Below are 20,373 nucleotides of genomic sequence, written 5' to 3'. Positions count from 1 at the left end.
CACATCATTTCCGTTGTGAGTGAAGCTGTGGTTGCTTGTTTCGAATGTCCGACGCTAGATCGTCAGCCTCAGCCAAAAGCAGAAAAACTTCCTTCCGAATTTCCAGAAACCGCTCCAACTCTGATCCAGCCAACGACCTCATGTCGTCGATCGTAAAAGGAGCTGCTTCCTCGGTACTTAGAAACTTCTCTATGCGAGCAATTCGCTCACTCTTTTGCTCTGGTGCAAGCTGCTCCAAGAAGTTCCTCCAGTGTTTCTTGCCTTTGCGCTCGTTGCAAGTCCGACAACTCGGGACCAAGTTTCTTATTCTGTGGCCATGACCCGAGTATTCACCATCGACGACCAGATTAAATACGTGGTCCCATGTAGCGGCATCGGACCCGCAATAAACGCATTCCAGATCTGCTTCTGGGTCTTGTCCAAGATCCTTGAGTGCTGACGCGACGGCTTCGACTGAATAGTCGTCGTATGAAGCAATTGCCGAGGCAAATGCGCCAGAGAAAGTACTCTTGCGTGACATTATTCTTGAAGCGCGAAGGTATTTTTTTATTTTGTCCGCTTTCATGCACTTACTCTGAATTTTACATCGACGAAGTCTTCTGTTGGCATGTACTAGAGCAGTTTTGTTTAGGATAATTCAAGAAGTTAACCCGGCGTTGTGGTGAACAAACCCTCTAAGTCTGGTTGCTGCAGTTGGTAACTGCTTTCATCAACGAGGTAAGGTGTAATTTTTTGCCTGCCGGTGATGTAAGGTTTTGTATCAGAGGGTTTCGAAGCTTGGGTCCAGAGGGCAAAAGATTGATTCGCAGACTGAAACAGTCCGGATTCAGCCAAGAAACTGTGCACGGATTTTGCACGGATTTTTCAAGATTTCATGCGAGATAGTCGACATTAGATGACATTCCCGGACATTTGGCTCAATCGCACGAGGAGGTTTTATTTATATTTTTCAATGATTTATGGTGCTGCTGGAGAGAATTGAACTCTCGACCTCTCCCTTACCAAGGGAGTGCTCTACCTCTGAGCTACAGCAGCGCTGTGGGCGGGTGATTAGACTCAAACGAAACGCGGCGCAAGGGTGTCTGGACGGTTTTTTTCGCCTCCTGTAGAGAAAGATCATGACGGATAAAAATTCACCCAAAAAACAAGGTAAACCCGGCGATGCGCGCGAGGCGCGGCTGAAGGCGGCGCTGAAGGCCAACATGGCGCGTCGCAAGGCGCAGGCCAAGGCGCGTGCGGCCGCGGGGGACAAGCCTGACAAGGACGAGGGATAAGAGCAGATGGATTCGATTCTGGTAACGGGCAATGGCCCGCTGAACGGTCAGATACCGATTGCGGGGGCCAAGAATGCGTGCCTGACGCTGATGCCCGCAACATTGCTGAGCGAAGAACCGCTGACGCTGACCAATGCGCCGCGGCTGAGCGACATCAAGACCATGACCGCGCTGCTGCAATCGCTGGGGGCCGAGGTGTCGTCGCTGCAGGACGGTCAGGTGATTGCAATGTCCAGCCACAGCCTGACCAGCCAGACCGCCGATTATGACATCGTACGCAAGATGCGCGCCTCGAACCTTGTGCTGGGCCCCTTGCTGGCGCGGTTCGGGCAGGCGGTTGTTTCTCTGCCCGGCGGGTGCGCGATCGGCGCACGGCCGATGGACCTGCATGTCGAAGGGCTCGAGGCGCTGGGCGCCGAGATCGAGCTGAAGGACGGCTATCTGCACGCCAAGGCTCCGGGCGGTCTGAAAGGCGCCGTGCATCAGATGCGCTTTGCCTCTGTCGGAGCAACAGAAAACATCGTCATGGCCGCCACGCTGGCCAAGGGCACCACGGTGCTCAAGAACGCCGCGCGCGAACCCGAGATCGTCGATCTGGTTGAATGCCTGCGCAAGATGGGTGCCCAGATCTCTGGTGAAGGCAGCTCGACCATCGAAATTCAGGGCGTCGATCGGCTGCATGGGGCCACACATCAGGTTGTCACCGACCGGATCGAGCTGGGCACCTATATGCTGGCCCCGGCGATCTGTGGCGGCGAGGTGGAATTGCTGGGCGGGCGCATGTCGCTGGTCGAGTCCTTTGCGGCCAAGCTGGATGCGGCTGGCGTCAGCGTTTCAGAAACCAAAGGCGGTCTGAAAGTGGTCCGCAAAAACGGGCGCGTGCGCGCGGTGGATGTGGTGACCGAACCTTTCCCCGGCTTCCCGACCGACTTGCAGGCGCAGATGATGGCGCTGATGTGCACGGCTGAGGGCACCTCGGTTCTCGAAGAACGCATTTTCGAAAACCGCTTCATGCACGCCCCCGAACTGGTGCGCATGGGCGCGCATATCGAGGTGCATGGCGGCACCGCCACGGTCGCCGGTGTTGAACGCCTGAAAGGGGCGCCGGTGATGGCGACCGATCTGCGGGCTTCGGTCTCGCTGATCCTTGCCGGATTGGCGGCAGAAGGCGAAACAACGGTCAGCCGGGTCTATCATCTGGACCGCGGATATGAACATGTGGTGCGCAAGCTGGAAGGCGTGGGTGCAAAGATTGAACGGATCAAGGGCCAATGACAGACGCAAGTTTTGAAGACGGGCGCGAGGCGCCGCTAAATCTTGGGGCCGAGGATGCAGATGACCTTCAGGTAATCTCGACCCTCGCGCAGGATGCCGTGTTTCCTGTGACCGAGATGAAGTGGCAACCGGCGCAGCGCCGCTTTGGCCTGCTGCTGAACCGCTTCCGCTGGGAAGACAAGGATGCCGCCGCCCGCCGCGACCGCCCGTTTGAACGGGTGCAGTCGGTGCTGGTCTTCGGTTCGGTTCTCTCGGTGTCCAGTCAGGGCATTGATCGCGGTGACACCGACATGATCATGTCGTTGATGTCGGTCGTTTTCGAACCCGGCGAGGATGGCGCGGGCCATGTCCTGCTGACGCTGGCCGGTGACGGCGCGATCCGCCTGACAGTCGAGGCGCTGGATGCCACCCTCAAGGACGTCACGCGCCCCTATCAGGCCCCATCCCGTCAGGCCCCGCATCACCCCGAATAGATGCAGAACAAGCGCGGGATTTCTCAGGCGTTTTCGAAGGTGCCCGAAGGTGTCACTCTGCGTCGCGCCACCGTTTTCGACGTTTTCGACATCAGTCGGGTTCTGATCCGTTCGATCACGCAGCTCTGCGGGGCCGATCATCAGGGTGACCCGCAGGCCATCGCGCAATGGACCGATAACAAGGACCCGGCCTCGATCCGGGGCTGGATCAAACCTGGATCGCAGATCTGGCTGGCTGAACGGGCCGGGCAGGTGGCCGCCGTAGGCGGTTTGTTGGAAACCGGAGAGATCACTCTGCTTTACATCGACCCGGATCATAAGGGCTGTGGTCTGGGGGCGGCGGTTTTGAATCGGCTGGAACGGGAACTGCTCGCGGCGGGATGTTCCTCAGCCTCGCTTGAGGCAACAAAAACCGCGCAGGATTTCTATCTGCGCCACGGCTGGCAGGCTACCGGCCGGTGCTGCGGCCACGGGGATCTGTCCTGCTTTGCCATGCACAAATCGCTGCACCCCGTGGGCTGAGGGTTGAGGCCGCGCGCTCCGGGCGATATGTCCCAATGCGCAACGCCCGGAGTGCCAGATCATGCCCGTTTTCCTTGATACCAAATCGCCCGATTTCGAACCCGCCTTCCGGACCCTGCTCTCGGCCAAGCGCGAGGACAGCCCGGATGTGGATGCGGTTGTGGCGCAGATCATCGACGACGTGCGCAACCGGGGCGATGCGGCGGTGATCGAACTGACGGCCAAATTCGACCGGCTGGCGCTGACGCCCGAAACGCTGGCCTTCAGCGCACAGGAGATCGCGGATGCGGTGGCGCAGGTCGGGGCCGACGATCGCGCGGCGCTGGAACTGGCCGCTTCCCGTATCCGGGCCTATCACGAAAGGCAATTGCCCGAGGATCAGGAATGGACGGATGCGACGGGCGCAACACTCGGCTGGCGCTGGTCTGCTGTCTCGGCCGCAGGGCTTTACGTGCCGGGTGGGCTGGCCTCGTACCCGTCATCGGTGCTGATGAACGCCATCCCGGCCAAGGTGGCCGGTGTGGAACGGCTGGCCATCGTGGTGCCCACGCCCGAAGGGCAGGTGAACCCGCTGGTGCTGCTGGCGGCACAGCTGTCGGGTGTGGACGAGGTCTATCGCATCGGCGGCGCGCAGGCCGTGGCGGCGCTTGCCTACGGCACCGACACCATCGCGCCGGTCGACAAGATCACCGGACCGGGCAACGCCTTTGTCGCCGCCGCCAAGCGGCGCGTCTTTGGCAAGGTCGGCATCGACATGATTGCCGGCCCCTCGGAAATTCTGGTCATCGCCGACAAGAACAACGACCCTGACTGGATCGCGCTGGACCTGCTCAGCCAGGCCGAGCATGACGAAAGCGCGCAGTCCATCCTGATCACCGATGACGCCGCATTCGGCCAATCCGTCGCGCAGGCGGTCGAAAAACGGCTGGAAACCCTGCAACGCCGCGCCATCGCTGGGGCCAGTTGGCGTGACTACGGCGCGGTGATCACCGTGCGCAACCTGGACGAGGCCGCCGCCCTGTCCAACCGCATTGCCCCGGAACATCTGGAACTTTGCGTGGCCGACCCGCGCGCGCTGAGCGAAAAAACCATCCACGCCGGAGCCATCTTTCTGGGTCAGTACACACCCGAAGCCATCGGCGACTACGTCGGCGGTCCCAACCACGTGTTGCCCACCGCCCGCTCGGCACGGTTTTCGTCTGGCCTCAGCGTGATGGATTTCCTCAAACGCACCACGCTTAGTCAGATGACTCCCGAAGCCCTGCGTGCCATCGGCCCTGCTGCCGAACAGCTGGCGCAATCGGAAAGCCTCGAGGCGCATGGCCTCTCGGTCACCGCGCGCCTGAACGGCCTGAATGGCTGAAATGACGCAAAGACCGGGCGCATATGGCGTTTCTGTGCGTTGCCCGTTGAATATCATTGTTATAGGTCTGTGCTGACGCAAGGAATGTGACTGTAAAGATGACCCGCATCTCGCATATCGAACTGGATGATAGAAATCTGCCGCCGCCCACGCCCGAGATCGAGCAGGAGCGCAAGGTCGCCATCTATGATCTGCTTGAAGAAAACAGCTTCTCGCTGCCCAAACGCGACGACCGCGTTGTGCCCGAAGGCCCCTATCGCCTTCAGCTTTCGATCCGCGACAAACGGCTTGTCTTCGACATTGAAACCGAGGCCAACGAAAAAGCGGCCGAGTTTCACCTGTCGCTCGGTCCCTTCCGGCAGGTGGTCAAGGATTACTTCCAGATCTGCGAAAGCTATTTTGACGCGGTGAAATCGCTGCCGCCCAGCCAGATCGAAACCATCGACATGGCCCGCCGGGGTATCCACAACGAAGGCAGCCGTGTTTTGCAGGAACGGCTGGAAGGCAAGGCAGATGTCGACACCGACACCGCCCGTCGCCTGTTCACGCTGATCTGCGTTCTGCATTTTGGGGGCTGACGCGTGAAGCCTCTGCCGCAGTCGGTCTTGTTCTGTTGCGACCACAACGCGGTTCGGTCCCCGATGGCCGAGGGGCTGATGAAGAAATTCTATGGCACCGGCACCTATGTTCAGTCCGCCGGTGTGCATAACGATCTGGAAATCGACGGCTTCAGCATCGCTGTCTGCCACGAGGTCGGCGTGGAACTGTCCCGCCACCGCTCGCGCTCCTTTGACGAGATGCAGGAATGGGGCGATGACCTCAGCTCGTTCGATCTGGTCGTGGCGCTGTCGCCCGCCAGCCAGCGGCAGGCGCTGGAACTGACCCGTGTTTTTCACCTCGATGTCGATTATTGGCCAATAATGGACCCTACCGGGATGGGCGAGACCCGCGAACAAAAGCTACATCACTACCGACAGACCCGCGACCAGATCATTCAGCATCTGAAAGACCGCTGGGGCGAACCAACGGAGGGGACATGAACCAGACCGTCAAAACCTATTTCGATGCCTTCAACGCCGGTGACGTCGATGGCATGCTGGCCTGCCTGTCCGATGACGTGGCCCATCACGTGAACGAAGGCCAGATTCGTGTCGGCAAGGACAAGTTCGCCGCCTTTTGCGCCCATATGAACCGCTGCTACCGCGAAAACCTGACCGACATCGTCGTGTTCGAGGCGCAGGGCGGCACCCGCGCCGCGGCCGAGTTCATCGTCAACGGCACCTATCTGGAAACCGACGAGGGCCTGCCCGACGCGCACGGCCAGACCTATCGCCTGCCTGCCGGGTCGTTCTTTGATCTCAGGGACGGCAAGATCACCCGCGTCACCACCTTCTATAACCTTGCAGACTGGACCAAACAGGTCTCGAATGGCTGACGTCACCGACGTCCGCCCCCTGACCGGAGCGGCACTCGGGGCCGCTCTGGACGATGTCGCCCGCCTGCGGATCAGGGTGTTTCACGCCTGGCCCTACCTCTATGACGGCGATCTGGAATACGAGCGCAAATACCTCCAATCCTACCGCGACAGCGACAAGGCCATCGTGGTCGGCGCCTTCGATGGCGACCGCCTGATCGGCGCCTCGACCGGCGCGCCGCTGACCGATCACGCCGACGATTTCGCCGCGGCTTTCGCAGGCACCGGGCTCGACTTGTCGCAGATCTTCTATTGCGCCGAATCCGTCCTGCTGCCGGACTATCGCGGGCAGGGCGTCGGCCACAAATTCTTCGACACGCGCGAGGGGCACGCCCGCGCTCTGGGCTTTGCCAAATGCGCCTTTTGCAGCGTGCAGCGCCCCACCGACCACCCTCTGCGCCCAGACCACTATCGCCCGCTCGACACCTTCTGGCGCGCCCGCGGATACAAGCCCTTACCCGGCGCAATCGCCCAATTCTCGTGGAAGGATATCGGGGAGGAGGGAGAAACGCTGAAGCCGTTGCAGTTCTGGATCAGGGATTTGTAGGGTTGGGGGCGGTGCAGCGGGGCTTTTCTGTGTGTTGCAAGAAGTGAGGCCACCTTCCGGACATTCTCTGCAAGTGGCAAACCAACTCCTTAGACTCAAATCATCAATGATATCCAGAGCCGACGAATTCTCTTTTGGATTCCCCGAAGCTTGGTTCCCACCTAAAATTATTCATCTGGTTCCTCAGTCAGCGTGGCAGTCCCCTCTACTCCGCGATACCAAGGCGCAACCGTTGTAGACGGGGTTTGCTGTGATTTAGGCTGAATTCCACTTTGGCCCTTGCCACAAAAACCTGTTTTTGAGTTATAGTTTTTCTTGGAAAACTTGATTGTTGCTTTGTTTATGGAAGTGCTCTTCGAGGATGTACCCGCACCAATACTAAATGGAGGAAACTCAAAGCTACCCCCAAATTGAGCGTCATAGATGTATTTGAACTCAAAGTCCGTCGTCAGCCCATCAGTCTTTGTCCTAAGGGCGGCTGGTGTGCCATCGAACACCCTTCGGGCAGCGATAACATCTCGACGTACAAGAAACAGATAGAGGGCCATCTCATTTCCAATGTCGAACAGTTGCAGAGGGATTTCATCTTCGTTGAATCCTTTCCATCCGCTGTCAGACTGGATTTCTCTGCTGTAATCGGGTGTTTTCTCGATAACAACAAGGTTTGTGTTGACGTTGGTTTCCGTGAACTTGGTGGTCAGAGAAAGCCCAGTTGGAAGGCTCGCACCACCCTCGGCGTTGCCACTCCTGGATTCTATCGCACTCATTTTGATAGTGACGTTTTCGAGACAAACCCCGATTGGGTTGGGCTTAATTTCTGGGTTCGCCGCCAACTCATTGATTGCGCTTTGATAAACACTCAAGTTTTTGTCGACCGAGCCGATAAAGTCATTAATGCTAATATTGCTTGATCTTGGAACGACAAACGCACAACCAAAAAGTGCAAGAAAACAAATCAGACTAGGAAATTTCATCAAAGTAATCCCCCAAAAAAACAATAGAATAATCTGGGTACGCTATCCGCAATGCAGGTATTTTGCAACTTCTATCCCAAAAGCAAAAATGCCCAACCGCAAGGGTTGGTTTAGATGATGGGCCGGTATATGGACAAGAAATTCTCGGGTTAAAATCCTTTCCTGATTTGAGAATATCGCGCCCGTCCCCCCAGGGTCAGGATCAAGCACCCTCCAGATCTTCGTAAATACTGATCTGATAAATTTCGGCGGAGCGATTGCGCGGAAGAAGCTTCTACCCGAAGCTTTATAAGTTTCCATTTCGGGGAAAACGCTGGGCAAAAATAGTGCCCACATTCCACAGTGGAATGTAGCCTGAGTGCTTGAATGGAGAAAATGACCATCGGCTGCCTAGGGCTCTTCCTCCCCTTCACCCATCCCCCCGCACCAGATTGATCTGTACACGCGGCGGCTCTCACGGTTTAGTGCCACGACACATCGGCTCAGGGGACTCCATCAATGAAAGTCGCAACCGCAGCGTATGATCTCGACTGGCTCGACAGCTGGGCGCAGTACGAGGACAAGCTGGACCGTTGGGTTGCCGAAGCTGCCGGGCAGGGGGCCGGGCTGCTGGTGTTCCCCGAATACGGCGCGATGGAGGTGTCGACGCTCGATGGTGCCGAGGTGGCGGGTGATCTCGAACGCTCGATCCGCGCGGTTTCGGACCGGTTCGAGGATGTACAAAATTTGCACTCGCGCCTCGCAAGCGCGTACAAAACGTACATTCTGGGCGCATCGGCCCCGGTTGTGGATGGGTCCGGTCGCCCGGTGAACCGCGCCGCGTTCTACGCACCGGACGGTGGCCGCGACCATCAGGACAAGCAGATCATGACCCGCTTTGAACGCGAGGACTGGGACATTGCGCCGGGTGGTCCGCTCAGGCTGTTCGACACCGCGCTGGGTAAAATCGGTGTTCTGATCTGCTATGACAGCGAGTTTCCCCTGCTGGGCCGCGCACTCAGCGAAGCGGATATGATCCTTGTACCGTCCTGCACCGAAGTGCTGTCAGGGTATTGGCGTGTTCGCATCGGGGCAATGTCAAGAGCATTGGAAAATCAATGCGTTACGGTTATGTCGTCACTGGTCGGAGCCAACGACTGGTCCGAGGCAGTGGACATGAACACCGGCATGGGCGGCGTTTTCGGCCCGCCGGACAAGGGGTTTCCGGCCACCGGAGTGCTGGCCGAGGGCACTCTGAACCAGCCCGGATGGACCTATGCGGATGTCGACCTGTCCGCCATCGCCGCGGTCCGCGCCGATGGCCATGTGCTGAACCGGACCCATTGGCCAGAGCAGGACGCCCGAGTCGAAACGGTCACATTATCCACCCTTTAGATGAATCCGCCCTTGAAATAAGGGAAAAATAGGCTCATTTAAGCGCACATCCCCGCAGATTCTGCGGGCGCAACCTAATGATGGAGACAACATGGCCAAGGAAGATACGCTCGAATTTCCCGGTGTCGTGAAGGAACTCCTGCCTAATGCGACGTTTCGGGTCGAGCTGGAAAACGGCCATGAAATCATCGCACATACGGCAGGAAAGATGCGCAAGAACCGCATCCGTGTTCTGGCCGGCGACAAGGTTCAGGTCGAGATGACCCCCTATGATCTGACCAAGGGTCGGATCAACTACCGCTTCAAATAACGCCTGCCGAGATGGCGTTTATCCTGGGATCGGGCAGCCCAAGGCGGCTGGACCTGCTGGCGCAGCTTGGCGTGCAGCCCGACTCCATCCGCCCCCCTGACATCGACGAAACACCGCTGAAGGGTGAGCTGCCGGTTCCGTATTGCAGCCGCATTACGCGTGAAAAAGTAAAGGCAGTTCAATCGGATAGCGGTGACATCACGCTTTGCGCGGACACGACAGTTGCACTGGGGCGGCGTATTCTGGGCAAGCCCGAGGACGAAGGTCAGGCCGCAGGGTTCCTGTACGCTTTGTCCGGTCGCCGCCACCGGGTGATCACTTCGGTCGCCGTTCGGCGCGGGGATCGCATCCTGCAACGCGATGTCGTCTCGCAGGTCAAGGTCAAACGCCTGTCTGACGTTGAAATCAACGCTTACCTGGCGACCGGTGATTGGCAGGGCAAAGCCGGGGCCTACGCGATCCAGGGCCCTGCTGGCGCATTCATCCCATGGATTTCGGGCTCGTTCACTGGCATCGTGGGGCTGCCCCTGTCCGAGACCGCCGCCTTGCTGCAAGGGATCGGCTACCCACTATATCGCGAGGCATCATGAAGGGTCGCACCATCGTTCTGGACCATATCCAAGGCCGCGAGGCCGCGGCATTAATGGTCGACGGAAAGCTTGATGATCTCCTGATTGCCGCCGACGCGCCGGCACCGGGCACCATCTATCGCGCCCGCGCCGATCGTCCGGTCAAGGGGCAGGGCGGCATGTTCCTGACGACACCCGACGGCCCGGCTTTTCTTCGACAGGTCAAAGGGTTAGCGCCGGGTGCCACGCTTCTGGTGCAGGTGGGCGGATATGCCGAGCCCGGCAAGGCCATCCCTGTAACCAACCGAATCCTGTTCAAAAGCCGCTTTGCCATTGTCACACCCGACGCACCGGGCCTGAACATCTCGCGCAGCATCAAGGATGAAGACAAGCGGGATCAACTGCTTGAAATCGCGCATGAACAAATGGGCGACAGCCCCTACGGGTTGATCCTCCGCTCCTGCTGCATGGATGCGGATGCCGGTGACATTGCCGACGACATTTCGGCCATGCTTGCGCAAGCTGAACAAGTGATGACGGACGAAGGGTCCGACGTCGAACTGCTGAGCGAAGGTGACAGCCCGCATATTCTGGCATGGCGCGACTGGACCGATCCTGCCGAGGTTGTGACGAAAACCGGCAGTTTTGAAACCCATGGTGTGCTGGATGCGCTGGATGTCGCCCGTGGCATTTCCGAACCTCTCCCCGGAGGCGGATATCTATTTATCGAACCGACCCGCGCATTGGTGGCCGTTGACGTGAACACAGGCGCGGATACGTCGCTGGCGGCCGGAACAAAAGCCAACTTCGCTTGTGCCAAAGCTTTGCCACGTGCATTGCGTGTGCGCGGGCTGGCAGGGCAGATCACACTGGATCTGGCTCCGATGCCCAAGAAAGACCGCCGAGGGTTCGAATCCGCCCTGCGTGCGGCCTTCAAGTCGGACCCGGACGAGACGATACTGGCGGGATGGACACCTCTGGGGCATTTCGAGTTGCAGCGCAAACGCAGCCGGTTACCTGTCGCAGAGATCCTGAAATGAGCTGTCCGATCTGCGGAGAAGAAACGCAAAAGAAGTTCCGCCCGTTCTGTTCGAAACGCTGCGCAGACATTGATCTGGCCAAGTGGCTGAACGGCTCTTACGCGGTCCCGTCTCAGCGCGAAGACGACCCTGAGTCCGAGGCCGAGGCGGACGAACACAATACAATGCGACCGCACTGAAAAAATGTAAAAAAGCCTCTGGACACTGCCGGTAGCAAGTCATAGAACGCCTCCACCCAACGACAAATGTCGTTCCCGTGCCCGGGTAGCTCAGGGGTAGAGCAGTGGATTGAAAATCCTCGTGTCGGTGGTTCGATTCCGCCCCCGGGCACCATTTAAGTCAGAGAAATGAGTGCTGGATATCAAACGCTTAGGTTCAATGTCTGGGCCTTTGGCTCGTCTGCAAGATGCTTGACCGAAAGTGTCCTGATTTGCGTGAAGATGCCATTTGACCCGGAGCATTCGACAGTAGTTGCCGTCTCAGGCCGAGCGCTCCGTCGCCTTTTCCGGTTCCGGAATCGTGGAATTGAAATGCAGGGCGCTTGCTCGGGTGGGATCTGAACAGATGGTTCGGTGCACAGAGTGGAGCGGAGTGCCCGCGATAGATCGGTTTGCGCCGGGCGAACCGCCAAGGTGTGCAAGATCAAGTCACACGTGTGCGTTGATCCTCGATCCCCATCGAGATTAACGAAGGTTCTTCGCGTTGGATGGTCTGAAAGCTTGCTTTGTCCTGCATCTTATCCCAATTGCTCAGGATCAGGCACTGCGCGACGGCTCCGCCCAGTGTGGTTCCCGGTCCAGTGACGATGAACATGTCGGGTGCAAACTCTTTCGCGGCTTGTGATACGGCCTTTGTGAAATCATAGGTTTCGGTCACCTGATGACCCAAGGTGTAGTCCCAAAGCGCGTCCAGATCACAGGCGCCGGGCCACCAGATCTGACCGCGGCCATCTATCATGGGCAAATTGGGTTGCCGGAACAGATCTGCGGCAAGGCGGGTACGACCGGCTTCGGCAACTGGGCGTTGCAGGTGTGAATGAAACCCTGCGTGGTTGGCCAGCCGCATCGGAAAGCGTTCCTGCACCACAGGCACCCTGTTTTCAAAGGCGGATAACCCAGCTTCATCCCCGGCCAGAACCAACATCCCGCCCAGATCAATTGACAGGGTGAGGGTCGCGCCAGTGCCGTCAATCTCAGCGACCAGAGCCAGCAGTTCGGCCTTGCGTTCCGGGTTCGGCTGCCAGTCGGCATCCATGAACGGATAGATCAACTGGCCGCCAATCAGGCTCTGCTGCATGAGTGTTCCCATGGTGTTGACCACCTCGAACCCTGCCTCGGCGGTCAAGGCACCCCCGCAGGCCAGGGCCGAATACCAGCCCATCGAGTTTCCGGTCACAGCCACCACGTCGATCTTCTCTGGATCAATGGCACGAAAATCGCCCAGCGTCGCGGCATAGATCAGGGCCGAGGCATTGTCGCCGCGCGTGTGCTTTGCCACGGAATACCGCGTTGCGCCGTCCAGTTCGCTTAGGGTTTCCTGACCCTGCGCGCGGCGCATGTCGTCGAATTGTGCCAGCAGGGCCTTGTCGATAAAATGGCGGCCCAGAACCCCCAATTCGGGTTTGTTATAGGTGCCGCGCCCCGGACAGATGACAACAGCGGTTTGTTTTGCTAACCTCATTTGCCCGTCTCCATCAGGGATCTTGCTGCGGCCTCGATGCTGTCTTTCGATGGCATGGTTGCGGCATAGGCCGGGCCGGTGGCGATAAAGCTGTCTTCGGCGGTAATACGTGCCATCGGCACATCTGTGGTTTCGTGGAAATGGGCCATCAGGGCTTCGGCCACGCCACCGTGATGCCGGGTTTCATCGACGATCAATATCCGCTTGGCGCCGCTTACGGCCCGGGTCAGCGCGTCTTTGGGCAGCGGTGACAACCAGCGCATGTCAATGATCCGGGTTTTTATCCCGTCGGCCTCGAGCGGTTTGCGCGCCTGATGGCTGAGGTATACGCCATTGCCAAAGGTGACAATCGCCAGATCGTCGCCATCTCCATCCACGCCGACCTCGCCGAAACCGATCCTTTCGGATGGGTCGGGGTAAGTGTGCATCCAGCCTGCGTCCCCGGCTTCGTGCAGGTCCCGCATCGGATAGAGTGCAATGGGTTCCAGAAACACGACCAACCGCTGTTCTTCCCGGGCCAGCCGCACGCATTCACGCAGCATTCGTGCAGCGTCGGCGCCGTTTGAAGGGCAGGCCAGGATCAACCCCGGAATATCACGCAGAACCGCGACCGAGTTGTCATTGTGGAAATGCCCGCCAAAACCTTTTTGATACCCCAACCCGGCGATGCGCACGACCATCGGGTTGGTGTACTGACCGTTCGAGAAGAAGGGCAGGGTGGCCGCTTCGCCGCGCAACTGGTCTTCGGCGTTATGAAGATAGGCCAGGAACTGGATTTCCGGCATGGGCGTAAACCCGTTTTGGGCCATCCCGATGGCGAGGCCCAGAATCGACTGTTCGTCTAGCAGCGTGTCGATCATCCGGTCGGGTCCGAAACGGGCCTGAAGCTTTTGCGTCACGCCATAGACACCGCCTTTGCGCCCGACATCTTCGCCCATCATCACGATCTCACCGTGTTCAAGCATCAGGTCGCTCAGGGCCCAGTTGATCAGGCGCGACATGATCTGGGGTTCAGCATGTGCTTTGAGGTCGCCGCCGAATACTTCAGCCCGATGTTCGGGTGTCGGGCCATTGGTCGGGGCGCAGGGGCGTGCGGGCGGGATCAGGCTGGCCATCACGTCACCTGCGGTTTTCAGGCGAGGGCGGGTGATCGCCTTGTCGGCGACGCGGGTGACGCGGTCGCAGGTGTCGGTGTATACCTTCAGCGCGTCATCCGCTTGCATCGCACCGGATTGTTCCAGCAGGCGGACGGAGTGCAGAAGGGGGTCGTTCGCCTCTTCGGCTTCGACCTCGGATTTTGGCATATAGGTGGTGGGCATGTCCGCCCCGGCGTGGCCATACAGGCGCACCGTGCGGATGTGCAGAAATGCGGGTTTCTTACGGCTGCGGACATAGGCGGCGGCTTCTTGTGCGACACGGTAGGTTTCGAAAATGTCGAGCCCGTCACACGTGAAATACTTCAGTCCCGGTCGATGAGAGAATGTTGCGGCAATCCAGCCTTGTGGTGTCTTGGTCGAAATTCCGATCCCGTTGTCCTCGCAGCAGAACAGCAGTGGCAGGGGAACCGACTGGTAAGACGTCCACTGCGCGGTGTTGAATGCGCCTTGCGCGGTGGAATGGTTGGCCGAGGCATCACCAAAGGAACAATAGACGATGGCGTCGTCCGGCATTTCCGCATGTTCGGGTTTGTGACGGCGGGCTGCCCCGATTGCATAAGCCGCGCCGACTGCTTTGGGCAGGTGGCTGGCAATGGTCGAGGTCTGCGGCGGGATGCAAAGCGCTTTTGACCCCAACACCTTGTGCCGCCCACCGCTGATCGGATCATCAGAGGATGAAGCGAAGGACAACAGAATATCCCATGTCGGGCTCTGCCCCGGCACCTGATCGGACCGGGCGATCTGAAACGCGGCGTCGCGGTAGTGTAGAAAAGCAGGGTCTGTCGGGCGCAGGGCTGCCGCCACGGCGGCCATCCCCTCGTGACCCGAGGAGCCGATGGTATAGAATCCCTGACCCGCTTTCTGCATTGCCCGGCTTTGGCGGTCCAATGCGCGGCTGAGACATTGCGCGCGATATAGCCCGACCGCTTCGGACGCTGTCAGTGGGCCAGACGGCGTCGCGCCAGCGGGGAAATCCCGTGCCGCAACCCGGCGCAGGAAGTTGTCATGCACAATGGTTGCGCGATCCATTTTTGTCGTCCTCAGGCGAAGGCTTGCAGGCCCGTTTGTGCGCGACCCAAGATCAAGGCATGAACATCATGCGTGCCTTCATAGGTGTTCACGGTTTCCAGATTCACCATGTGGCGGATCACGTGGAAATCCTGGCTGATGCCATTGCCGCCGTGCATGTCACGTGCGTGGCGGGCGACCTCAAGTGCCTTGCCGCAATTGTTGCGCTTGATCAGACTGATCATTTCCGGCGCTGCGCGGGCTTCGTCCATCAGACGACCCACGCGCAGAGCGGCCTGAAGGCCCAAGGCGATTTCGGTCTGCATGTTCGCAAGCTTCAGCTGGAACAGCTGCGTTTGCGCCAAAGGGCGACCGAACTGTTTTCGGTCCAGACCGTATTGCCGCGCGGCGTGCCAGCAGGCCTCGGCTGCGCCCATCGATCCCCAGGCGATACCGTATCGTGCGCGGTTCAGGCAACCAAATGGCCCTTTCAGACCTTCGACACCCGGCAACAGAGCATCTTCCCCGACCTCGACATTGTTCATCACGATCTCACCGGTGATCGAGGCGCGCAGCGACAGTTTGCCTTCGATCTTCGGAGCTGAAAGACCGGGTGTGCCTTTTTCAAGAACGAAACCCTTGATCTTGCCGTCATGCGCGTCTGATTTGGCCCAGACAACAAACACGTCAGCAATGGGCGCGTTCGAGATCCACATCTTTGACCCGTTGAGGACATAGCCCCCATCAGTCTTTTTTGCGACGGTTTTCATGCCGCCGGGGTCCGAGCCTGCATCGGGCTCGGTCAGGCCAAAGCAGCCAATAGACTCACCGCTGGCCAGTTTCGGAAGGTATTTCCGGCGCTGTTCATCCGTTCCGTAGGCATAGATCGGATACATGACGAGGCTGGACTGCACCGACATCATCGAGCGGTAACCGCTGTCGACCCGTTCCACTTCGCGTGCGACCAGACCGTAAGTGACATAGCTGGCACCGATGCCGCCGAATTCTTCGGGGATAGTCGTGCCCAGAAGGCCCATTTGACCCATCTCGCGAAAGATTTCGGGGTCTGTTTCTTCATTGGCGAAAGCCTGGGTCACACGGGGCAGCAGTTTGTCCTGCGCGTAGGCGTTGGCCGCATCGCGCACCATGCGTTCGTCTTCGGCCAGCTGGTCTTCCAGCAGAAAAGGGTCATCCCAAGTGAAAGGGCCAAGCTGGGGGCGGGATTGTGGTTTCATGAGAGTTTCCTTTCTACAGCGGCTTTGAGACGTGCAAGCCCCGCTGCAATTGTATCTTGGGCATAAGCAAAGCTCAGGCGAAAATGTCCGGGCAACCCGAAGGCGCGACCGGGAACCAGAGCGACACCGGCATCTTCCAACAACCAGGTGCAGAAGTCAGCGTCATTTTTGAACGGTCCTCCCTGATCCTCAAGCAGTCCGGCGCAGGAAGGAAAGGCGTAAAACGCCCCGTCGGGAGCCGCGCAGCGCAACCCCGGAACCGTGTTCAACCCTGCAACCACCAGATCACGGCGTTCGGAAAAAATGACCCGGCGTTCTTCCAACAGGTCCGGGCTGCCGGTCAGCGCCGCAAGCGAGGCCCATTGTGCAATCGAACAGGCGCCCGATGTAACCTGCCCCTGAACGGCCACCATCGCCTTGATCAACTCGACCGGCCCGATCCCCCAGCCGATGCGCCAACCGGTCATGGACCATGCTTTGGCGACACCGTCGACGATCAGCAGACGGTCGGCAAGGTCAGGGGCCGCCTCGGCCACTGAAACAAACGGAGTGAAGCTGAGATGGCGATAAATCTCATCCGCAAGAACCCAGACCTGTGGATGCCGAGACAGAACAGGTGCGAGGGCGGCAATTTCATTCTGCGTATAGATTGCCCCCGACGGGTTCGACGGCGTGTTGAGCATCAGCCAGCGCGTGCGCGGTGTGATTGCGGCCTCTAACTGTTCCGGCAGAAGCTTGAATCCCTGATCCATCGGGCATGGCAGAATGACGGGCGTCCCACCCGCCATCCGCACAATGTCAGAATAGCTGGTCCAGTAGGGCGCGGGCATGATGACCTCGTCGCCGGGGTTCAGGCTGGCCAGCATCGCATTGGCAATCACCTGCTTGGCACCGGTGGACACAATGACCTGAGCCACTTCGGCTTTGGCCTGCCGGGCAACTTCGGCGCGCAGGTCGGGCACCCCGGCCGTCGGCGGGTATTTCGTCTTGCCGTCCAGCGCTGCCGCGTGGGCAGCTTCGACCACATGGGGCGGGGTCGGCAGGTCAGGTTCACCGGTCGACAGCGCCAGAACATCGCGCCCTTCCGAACGCAAGCGTGCGGCGGCCTCGGATATCTGCACGATTTCGGACAATTCGATACCGTTTAGTCGGTTTGCGCGGTGAAACACTGTCAATCTTCCTCTGGAGGTGACTGAGGTTCTATCTGCAAAGTAACTTGATAAAAATACGCTGTTTTGTATCGTTTCTGTGACTAAAACTCATAAGTGATATGCCCAGAATCAGCTCCCTCCCGTCTTTTGCCCTCATGCGCAGCTTCGAGGCTGCCGCGCGCCACGAAAGCTATACCATGGCAGCAGAGGAGCTTGGTGTGACGCAGGGCGCGGTTAGCCGCCAGGTGCGTGAACTTGAGGCTGCGCTGGGGGTGACGCTGTTTCGCCGGGTCGGGCGTGCCGTTCGCTTGTCGAAAGCGGGTCGCGCTTTGTTTGAAGAACTTGCAGGCGACCTAGAGCGGCTGAACGGTACGATCAATCGTGCGATCGCGGCCGGTGACGGTGCGTCGTTGCTGACCTTGGCGGTCCTGCCCACCTTTGCTACACGGTGGCTGGTGCCAAGACTGCCGGATTTCAAGCACCTGCATCCGGGGATCGAACTGGATTTGCATTCCTACACAACACCGTTCAGCCTGGAAGAGCGGCGCGTGGACCTTGCCATTCACTTTGGCCACGAAGACTGGCCCGGTGCGCGGCTACGCAAGCTGTTCCCGGAAAAACTTGTCGTGGCAGCCGCGCCCGTGTTGTTGGGCGACCAACGGCCTTTCGAGGAACAGCATGTGTTCGATCTGCCGCTGTTGCATCTGACCTCACGGCCCGGGCTATGGTCCGAGTATCATGCCAGCCTTGGGCTTGACGCCAGAGCGGTTTTTCCAGGGATGCGCTTTGATCAGTTCTCGATGCTGATCGAAGGCGCAGTTGCAGGGCTTGGGGCTGCGATTTTGCCGTCCTACCTGATCGAGGCCGAGTTGGCGTCGGGCGCGCTGGTCCAGACCGGGCAATTGGTGAATGCCTCGGGCAGCGCATATTTCATTGCAACGCCGACCGGGCAGAGGAACGAAGCCGTACAAGCATTTGCGGACTGGATCATCCGGCAAACGAAAAGGCATTTGTAAGGGTGCGGGCGCGACAGAAGGGTTACAGCATCCGGATGCCCTGCATGGTCTGGATGATTGCCAGATCCTGCTCGTAAAGCTCTGTAAATGCGTCAACGATGTCTGCGTTCCAGCCGGGCAGATCAAGTTCTTCTTCGACCTCATCGGGCCGGGCATAGTCTTCCAAAACCAGCGCAAGGTCTTCGCGTTGAGCGTCCTTGTCGAGGCCGACGCCGCCCCGCACGATGTCCAGAACATGCTGTTGACCGGTTTCAGTCAGAAGCGACGACAGCAACGCATATTCATCCACCAGAGGAGCGTCACCGGGCAGGCCCGCCATTGCGCGCGTGATATCCCCCAGAATCAGTGGCAAATGTTCCTTCTTCCACAAAGTGAGCTGCACCTGAGGTGCAAGATCGCGCAGATCTTCGATCATACTCAACCAGCTCAGGCAACTCAGATCGGTGCTGGTCAGAATCTCCTGCCGGTGATCTTCATGGATCGACATAAGGACCTTGGGTATGAAAAAACCGGGGTTCACCAGACCGACAAATATTTCGACCTGAGCATCGTCCAGCAAGGTCTGCACATAGGCTGTCCGCTGCCCGGCAAAAGGGTAAATCTGTCCATGTTGCAGGGCAGAGCGTGTTGGGCCAAAGAACTTGTCGTTCGAGAGGATGACACGATCAACATTTGGATCATCCGGAAGAAGGGCGTGTAGCCCGTCCTGTGTTTCTGCATCAGACAAATCCTGAGCAAGGGCATCAGACAGAACCTTGACAAACTGACGTCCGCCGCGCGGTCCCAAGACCGCAGCACGGCAATCCGCTAAGGCCTGCTTGTTTGCCGAAAGCGAGGACAGCACTTGCCCTTCATCGGCGAAAACGACCCCGGCATGGATTACTACCTGCATCTTTTGTCCTTTTACCCTCAGGGGCTGTGTCCATCCCATTCTATGTCTTTGCGTCGCGTGAAAATCTGCAACGAACCAACCGTGCGGTTTCTGCACTTTCTCAGGAAATCGGGCAATCCCCAAGTTTGAGTTAAAAATGAGGGTTGCAGTCCTCTGTCGGACGAAGTAATCGACTGCCAGTGCCCCTATAGCTCAGCTGGTAGAGCAACTGATTTGTAATCAGTAGGTCCGCGGTTCGAGTCCGTGTGGGGGCACCATTAAATCACTGAAATCTCTTAAATATAAGCGTTTTAAAGCGCATTCTCTGGATTCGAAGGTGACACACGAGGCGACGCTATGCCTCTAGCCATCGCTGAATTTGGAGCGGTTATGATCTCAGCAAATTCTTTTCTCAGAAGAAAGAGGGCGGTGTTTACTATTTTCGGAGGCGAGTTCCCGACGATGTTCGTAAGCATTATCCAAACCTCAGTACCTTAAACCACAGTGATGCTTGGGTTTGATATTCGGCCTGTAGACACTTGTTTAGGACGATTGTTATGGGATTAGCGACTGGAAGCTCCTTGAGCAGCTACCAGATTTGAAAGAAGTGCAGGCTGCTGAAATTGGATTGGTATCAAGCATGAGTGATGAGTTTCAAAGAAAAGTCTTCGTGGACTTGGCCATCACTTTTTGGCTTTTGGCTAAGTCGATGTAAAAAGGCTCAACGAAAGTACTAAAGGAACGTCTGCTGCGGACCAGCCTCTGTAGCTCTATGGTTCACAATCGTTTTGCGGTTCGTTTGCTAAGCTAGAGAAGTGTCTCCGGTGCGCAGTGGCGCATTTCTGTTGTTCACGACGTTAGAACAACAGATTGCGGCGACAAACTTATTCACACGTACTTCGAGCAGCTAAAGAGTATATGATGAAAACTCTAAATCTGTCCGGTAGGCGCTGACTTCAGACACCTTAACATGTCCGTCATCGAATGATTTGGAACACGAGCGTTTGATTGGCTTAGGAGGATCAGGCTCGCCGCAGTTTCAATCTACGCCGCGTTCTGA

General features: G+C 58.3%; 23 protein-coding genes and 3 tRNA genes. 18 read left to right on the top strand and 8 right to left on the bottom strand.

The features are described from left to right. Positions 1–4 precede the first annotated feature (4 nt). Both ACR0D9_RS16485 and ACR0D9_RS16480 read right to left on the bottom strand, forming a co-directional pair. Positions 5–565 carry an HNH endonuclease gene (locus tag ACR0D9_RS16485; protein WP_480539495.1) on the bottom strand — a complete coding sequence of 187 codons (561 nt, stop codon included), beginning with the start codon at positions 563–565 and terminating at the stop codon, positions 5–7. A gap of 395 nt (positions 566–960) precedes the next feature. Next, a tRNA-Thr gene (locus tag ACR0D9_RS16480) sits at positions 961–1,035 on the bottom strand. 83 nt (positions 1,036–1,118) lie between these two features. Here ACR0D9_RS16480 and ACR0D9_RS16475 point away from each other — a divergent pair. From ACR0D9_RS16475 to ACR0D9_RS16435, 9 genes are all read left to right on the top strand, one after another. After that, positions 1,119–1,274, top strand: a complete 156-nt coding sequence (locus ACR0D9_RS16475; protein WP_209505784.1) for a hypothetical protein — start codon at positions 1,119–1,121, stop codon at positions 1,272–1,274. A gap of 6 nt (positions 1,275–1,280) precedes the next feature. Next, positions 1,281–2,549: a UDP-N-acetylglucosamine 1-carboxyvinyltransferase gene (murA, locus tag ACR0D9_RS16470; RefSeq protein ID WP_480539493.1), complete on the top strand. Its 1,269-nt coding sequence runs from the start codon at positions 1,281–1,283 to the stop codon at positions 2,547–2,549. After that, the gene (locus ACR0D9_RS16465; protein WP_480539491.1) at positions 2,546–3,022 is read left to right on the top strand and encodes a DUF2948 family protein; all 477 of its coding nucleotides are present in this window, start codon (positions 2,546–2,548) and stop codon (positions 3,020–3,022) included. Before murA ends, ACR0D9_RS16465 begins: the two co-directional genes overlap by 4 nt. Further along, entirely contained in the window at positions 3,023–3,544 is a 522-nt protein-coding gene (locus ACR0D9_RS16460; RefSeq protein WP_480495062.1) for a GNAT family N-acetyltransferase, read from the top strand. 61 nt (positions 3,545–3,605) lie between these two features. Next, on the top strand, positions 3,606–4,907 hold the full coding sequence (gene hisD / locus ACR0D9_RS16455; protein ID WP_480539489.1) for a histidinol dehydrogenase: 1,302 nt from the start codon (positions 3,606–3,608) through the stop codon (positions 4,905–4,907). A 98-nt stretch (positions 4,908–5,005) separates the two neighbouring features. Beyond that, the gene (locus tag ACR0D9_RS16450) at positions 5,006–5,485 is read left to right on the top strand and encodes a UPF0262 family protein (RefSeq protein ID WP_171722821.1); all 480 of its coding nucleotides are present in this window, start codon (positions 5,006–5,008) and stop codon (positions 5,483–5,485) included. Between the two features lie 3 nt (positions 5,486–5,488). Beyond that, the gene (locus ACR0D9_RS16445) at positions 5,489–5,947 is read left to right on the top strand and encodes an arsenate-mycothiol transferase ArsC (protein WP_209505795.1); all 459 of its coding nucleotides are present in this window, start codon (positions 5,489–5,491) and stop codon (positions 5,945–5,947) included. Continuing rightward, the gene (locus ACR0D9_RS16440; RefSeq protein ID WP_480488382.1) at positions 5,944–6,342 is read left to right on the top strand and encodes a ketosteroid isomerase-related protein; all 399 of its coding nucleotides are present in this window, start codon (positions 5,944–5,946) and stop codon (positions 6,340–6,342) included. Before ACR0D9_RS16445 ends, ACR0D9_RS16440 begins: the two co-directional genes overlap by 4 nt. Beyond that, the gene (locus tag ACR0D9_RS16435; protein WP_480539487.1) at positions 6,335–6,928 is read left to right on the top strand and encodes a GNAT family N-acetyltransferase; all 594 of its coding nucleotides are present in this window, start codon (positions 6,335–6,337) and stop codon (positions 6,926–6,928) included. The genes ACR0D9_RS16440 and ACR0D9_RS16435 overlap by 8 nt, the downstream gene beginning before the upstream one ends. Before the next feature lie 167 nt (positions 6,929–7,095). Here ACR0D9_RS16435 and ACR0D9_RS16430 read toward each other — a convergent pair whose 3' ends face one another. Then, on the bottom strand, positions 7,096–7,902 hold the full coding sequence (locus tag ACR0D9_RS16430) for a hypothetical protein (protein ID WP_480539485.1): 807 nt from the start codon (positions 7,900–7,902) through the stop codon (positions 7,096–7,098). Between the two features lie 498 nt (positions 7,903–8,400). On the opposite strand from ACR0D9_RS16430, the gene ACR0D9_RS16425 reads away from it, so the two are divergent. From ACR0D9_RS16425 to ACR0D9_RS16400, 6 genes are all read left to right on the top strand, one after another. Continuing rightward, positions 8,401–9,276 carry a carbon-nitrogen hydrolase family protein gene (locus ACR0D9_RS16425; RefSeq protein ID WP_480539484.1) on the top strand — a complete coding sequence of 292 codons (876 nt, stop codon included), beginning with the start codon at positions 8,401–8,403 and terminating at the stop codon, positions 9,274–9,276. Between the two features lie 91 nt (positions 9,277–9,367). Next, on the top strand, positions 9,368–9,586 hold the full coding sequence (gene infA, locus ACR0D9_RS16420; protein WP_005978431.1) for a translation initiation factor IF-1: 219 nt from the start codon (positions 9,368–9,370) through the stop codon (positions 9,584–9,586). Positions 9,587–9,597: 11 nt separating this feature from the next. Then, the gene (locus ACR0D9_RS16415) at positions 9,598–10,176 is read left to right on the top strand and encodes a Maf family protein (RefSeq protein ID WP_480539482.1); all 579 of its coding nucleotides are present in this window, start codon (positions 9,598–9,600) and stop codon (positions 10,174–10,176) included. After that, complete coding sequence (locus tag ACR0D9_RS16410; RefSeq protein WP_480539480.1) at positions 10,173–11,195, top strand: ribonuclease E/G; 1,023 nt, start codon at positions 10,173–10,175, stop codon at positions 11,193–11,195. The genes ACR0D9_RS16415 and ACR0D9_RS16410 overlap by 4 nt, the downstream gene beginning before the upstream one ends. Next, the gene (locus ACR0D9_RS16405; protein ID WP_480488370.1) at positions 11,192–11,374 is read left to right on the top strand and encodes a DNA gyrase inhibitor YacG; all 183 of its coding nucleotides are present in this window, start codon (positions 11,192–11,194) and stop codon (positions 11,372–11,374) included. The genes ACR0D9_RS16410 and ACR0D9_RS16405 overlap by 4 nt, the downstream gene beginning before the upstream one ends. Positions 11,375–11,453: 79 nt before the next feature. Then, positions 11,454–11,528, top strand: a tRNA-Phe gene (locus ACR0D9_RS16400). A gap of 309 nt (positions 11,529–11,837) precedes the next feature. On the opposite strand, the gene ACR0D9_RS16395 is transcribed toward ACR0D9_RS16400, so the two are convergent. From ACR0D9_RS16395 to ACR0D9_RS16380, 4 genes are read right to left on the bottom strand one after another with little or no spacing between them, the layout of a single operon-like run. Continuing rightward, a complete protein-coding gene (locus tag ACR0D9_RS16395) occupies positions 11,838–12,875 on the bottom strand; it encodes an ACP S-malonyltransferase (RefSeq protein ID WP_480539478.1) in 1,038 nt (345 codons plus the stop codon). Beyond that, positions 12,872–15,061, bottom strand: coding sequence for a dehydrogenase E1 component subunit alpha/beta (locus tag ACR0D9_RS16390; RefSeq protein WP_480539476.1), 2,190 nt, complete (start codon positions 15,059–15,061; stop codon positions 12,872–12,874). The genes ACR0D9_RS16395 and ACR0D9_RS16390 overlap by 4 nt, the downstream gene beginning before the upstream one ends. Positions 15,062–15,072: 11 nt before the next feature. Further along, positions 15,073–16,275, bottom strand: coding sequence for an acyl-CoA dehydrogenase (locus ACR0D9_RS16385; RefSeq protein WP_209508024.1), 1,203 nt, complete (start codon positions 16,273–16,275; stop codon positions 15,073–15,075). Beyond that, a complete protein-coding gene (locus tag ACR0D9_RS16380) occupies positions 16,272–17,444 on the bottom strand; it encodes a pyridoxal phosphate-dependent aminotransferase (RefSeq protein ID WP_480539474.1) in 1,173 nt (390 codons plus the stop codon). Before ACR0D9_RS16380 ends, ACR0D9_RS16385 begins: the two co-directional genes overlap by 4 nt. 101 nt (positions 17,445–17,545) lie before the next feature. Between ACR0D9_RS16380 and ACR0D9_RS16375 the strand changes: the two genes are divergently transcribed. Beyond that, positions 17,546–18,442: a LysR substrate-binding domain-containing protein gene (locus ACR0D9_RS16375; protein WP_480488363.1), complete on the top strand. Its 897-nt coding sequence runs from the start codon at positions 17,546–17,548 to the stop codon at positions 18,440–18,442. 22 nt (positions 18,443–18,464) lie between these two features. On the opposite strand, the gene ACR0D9_RS16370 is transcribed toward ACR0D9_RS16375, so the two are convergent. Then, the gene (locus tag ACR0D9_RS16370) at positions 18,465–19,334 is read right to left on the bottom strand and encodes a hypothetical protein (RefSeq protein WP_480539472.1); all 870 of its coding nucleotides are present in this window, start codon (positions 19,332–19,334) and stop codon (positions 18,465–18,467) included. A 181-nt stretch (positions 19,335–19,515) separates the two neighbouring features. Between ACR0D9_RS16370 and ACR0D9_RS16365 the strand changes: the two genes are divergently transcribed. Together ACR0D9_RS16365 and ACR0D9_RS16360 are read left to right on the top strand one after the other, a co-directional pair. After that, a tRNA-Thr gene (locus tag ACR0D9_RS16365) sits at positions 19,516–19,591 on the top strand. 99 nt (positions 19,592–19,690) lie between these two features. Then, positions 19,691–19,834 carry a DUF6538 domain-containing protein gene (locus ACR0D9_RS16360; protein WP_480484539.1) on the top strand — a complete coding sequence of 48 codons (144 nt, stop codon included), beginning with the start codon at positions 19,691–19,693 and terminating at the stop codon, positions 19,832–19,834. The last annotated feature ends 539 nt before the right edge of the window (positions 19,835–20,373 follow it).

Source organism: Ruegeria sp. AK11 (assembly GCF_056541095.1).
This window is presented reverse-complemented; position numbering and strand designations above follow the sequence as displayed.

Bases quoted from the DNA above. Each gene is read 5' to 3' on its own strand.
- ACR0D9_RS16485 (WP_480539495.1), bottom strand. From the start codon at position 565: ATGAAAGCGGACAAAATAAAAAAATACCTTCGCGCTTCAAGAATAATG.
- ACR0D9_RS16475 (WP_209505784.1), top strand. From the start codon at position 1,119: ATGACGGATAAAAATTCACCCAAAAAACAAGGTAAACCCGGCGATGCG.
- murA (WP_480539493.1), top strand. From the start codon at position 1,281: ATGGATTCGATTCTGGTAACGGGCAATGGCCCGCTGAACGGTCAGATA.
- ACR0D9_RS16465 (WP_480539491.1), top strand. From the start codon at position 2,546: ATGACAGACGCAAGTTTTGAAGACGGGCGCGAGGCGCCGCTAAATCTT.
- ACR0D9_RS16460 (WP_480495062.1), top strand. From the start codon at position 3,023: ATGCAGAACAAGCGCGGGATTTCTCAGGCGTTTTCGAAGGTGCCCGAA.
- hisD (WP_480539489.1), top strand. From the start codon at position 3,606: ATGCCCGTTTTCCTTGATACCAAATCGCCCGATTTCGAACCCGCCTTC.
- ACR0D9_RS16450 (WP_171722821.1), top strand. From the start codon at position 5,006: ATGACCCGCATCTCGCATATCGAACTGGATGATAGAAATCTGCCGCCG.
- ACR0D9_RS16440 (WP_480488382.1), top strand. From the start codon at position 5,944: ATGAACCAGACCGTCAAAACCTATTTCGATGCCTTCAACGCCGGTGAC.
- ACR0D9_RS16435 (WP_480539487.1), top strand. From the start codon at position 6,335: ATGGCTGACGTCACCGACGTCCGCCCCCTGACCGGAGCGGCACTCGGG.
- ACR0D9_RS16430 (WP_480539485.1), bottom strand. From the start codon at position 7,902: ATGAAATTTCCTAGTCTGATTTGTTTTCTTGCACTTTTTGGTTGTGCG.
- ACR0D9_RS16425 (WP_480539484.1), top strand. From the start codon at position 8,401: ATGAAAGTCGCAACCGCAGCGTATGATCTCGACTGGCTCGACAGCTGG.
- infA (WP_005978431.1), top strand. From the start codon at position 9,368: ATGGCCAAGGAAGATACGCTCGAATTTCCCGGTGTCGTGAAGGAACTC.
- ACR0D9_RS16415 (WP_480539482.1), top strand. From the start codon at position 9,598: ATGGCGTTTATCCTGGGATCGGGCAGCCCAAGGCGGCTGGACCTGCTG.
- ACR0D9_RS16410 (WP_480539480.1), top strand. From the start codon at position 10,173: ATGAAGGGTCGCACCATCGTTCTGGACCATATCCAAGGCCGCGAGGCC.
- ACR0D9_RS16405 (WP_480488370.1), top strand. From the start codon at position 11,192: ATGAGCTGTCCGATCTGCGGAGAAGAAACGCAAAAGAAGTTCCGCCCG.
- ACR0D9_RS16395 (WP_480539478.1), bottom strand. From the start codon at position 12,875: ATGAGGTTAGCAAAACAAACCGCTGTTGTCATCTGTCCGGGGCGCGGC.
- ACR0D9_RS16390 (WP_480539476.1), bottom strand. From the start codon at position 15,061: ATGGATCGCGCAACCATTGTGCATGACAACTTCCTGCGCCGGGTTGCG.
- ACR0D9_RS16385 (WP_209508024.1), bottom strand. From the start codon at position 16,275: ATGAAACCACAATCCCGCCCCCAGCTTGGCCCTTTCACTTGGGATGAC.
- ACR0D9_RS16375 (WP_480488363.1), top strand. From the start codon at position 17,546: ATGCCCAGAATCAGCTCCCTCCCGTCTTTTGCCCTCATGCGCAGCTTC.
- ACR0D9_RS16370 (WP_480539472.1), bottom strand. From the start codon at position 19,334: ATGCAGGTAGTAATCCATGCCGGGGTCGTTTTCGCCGATGAAGGGCAA.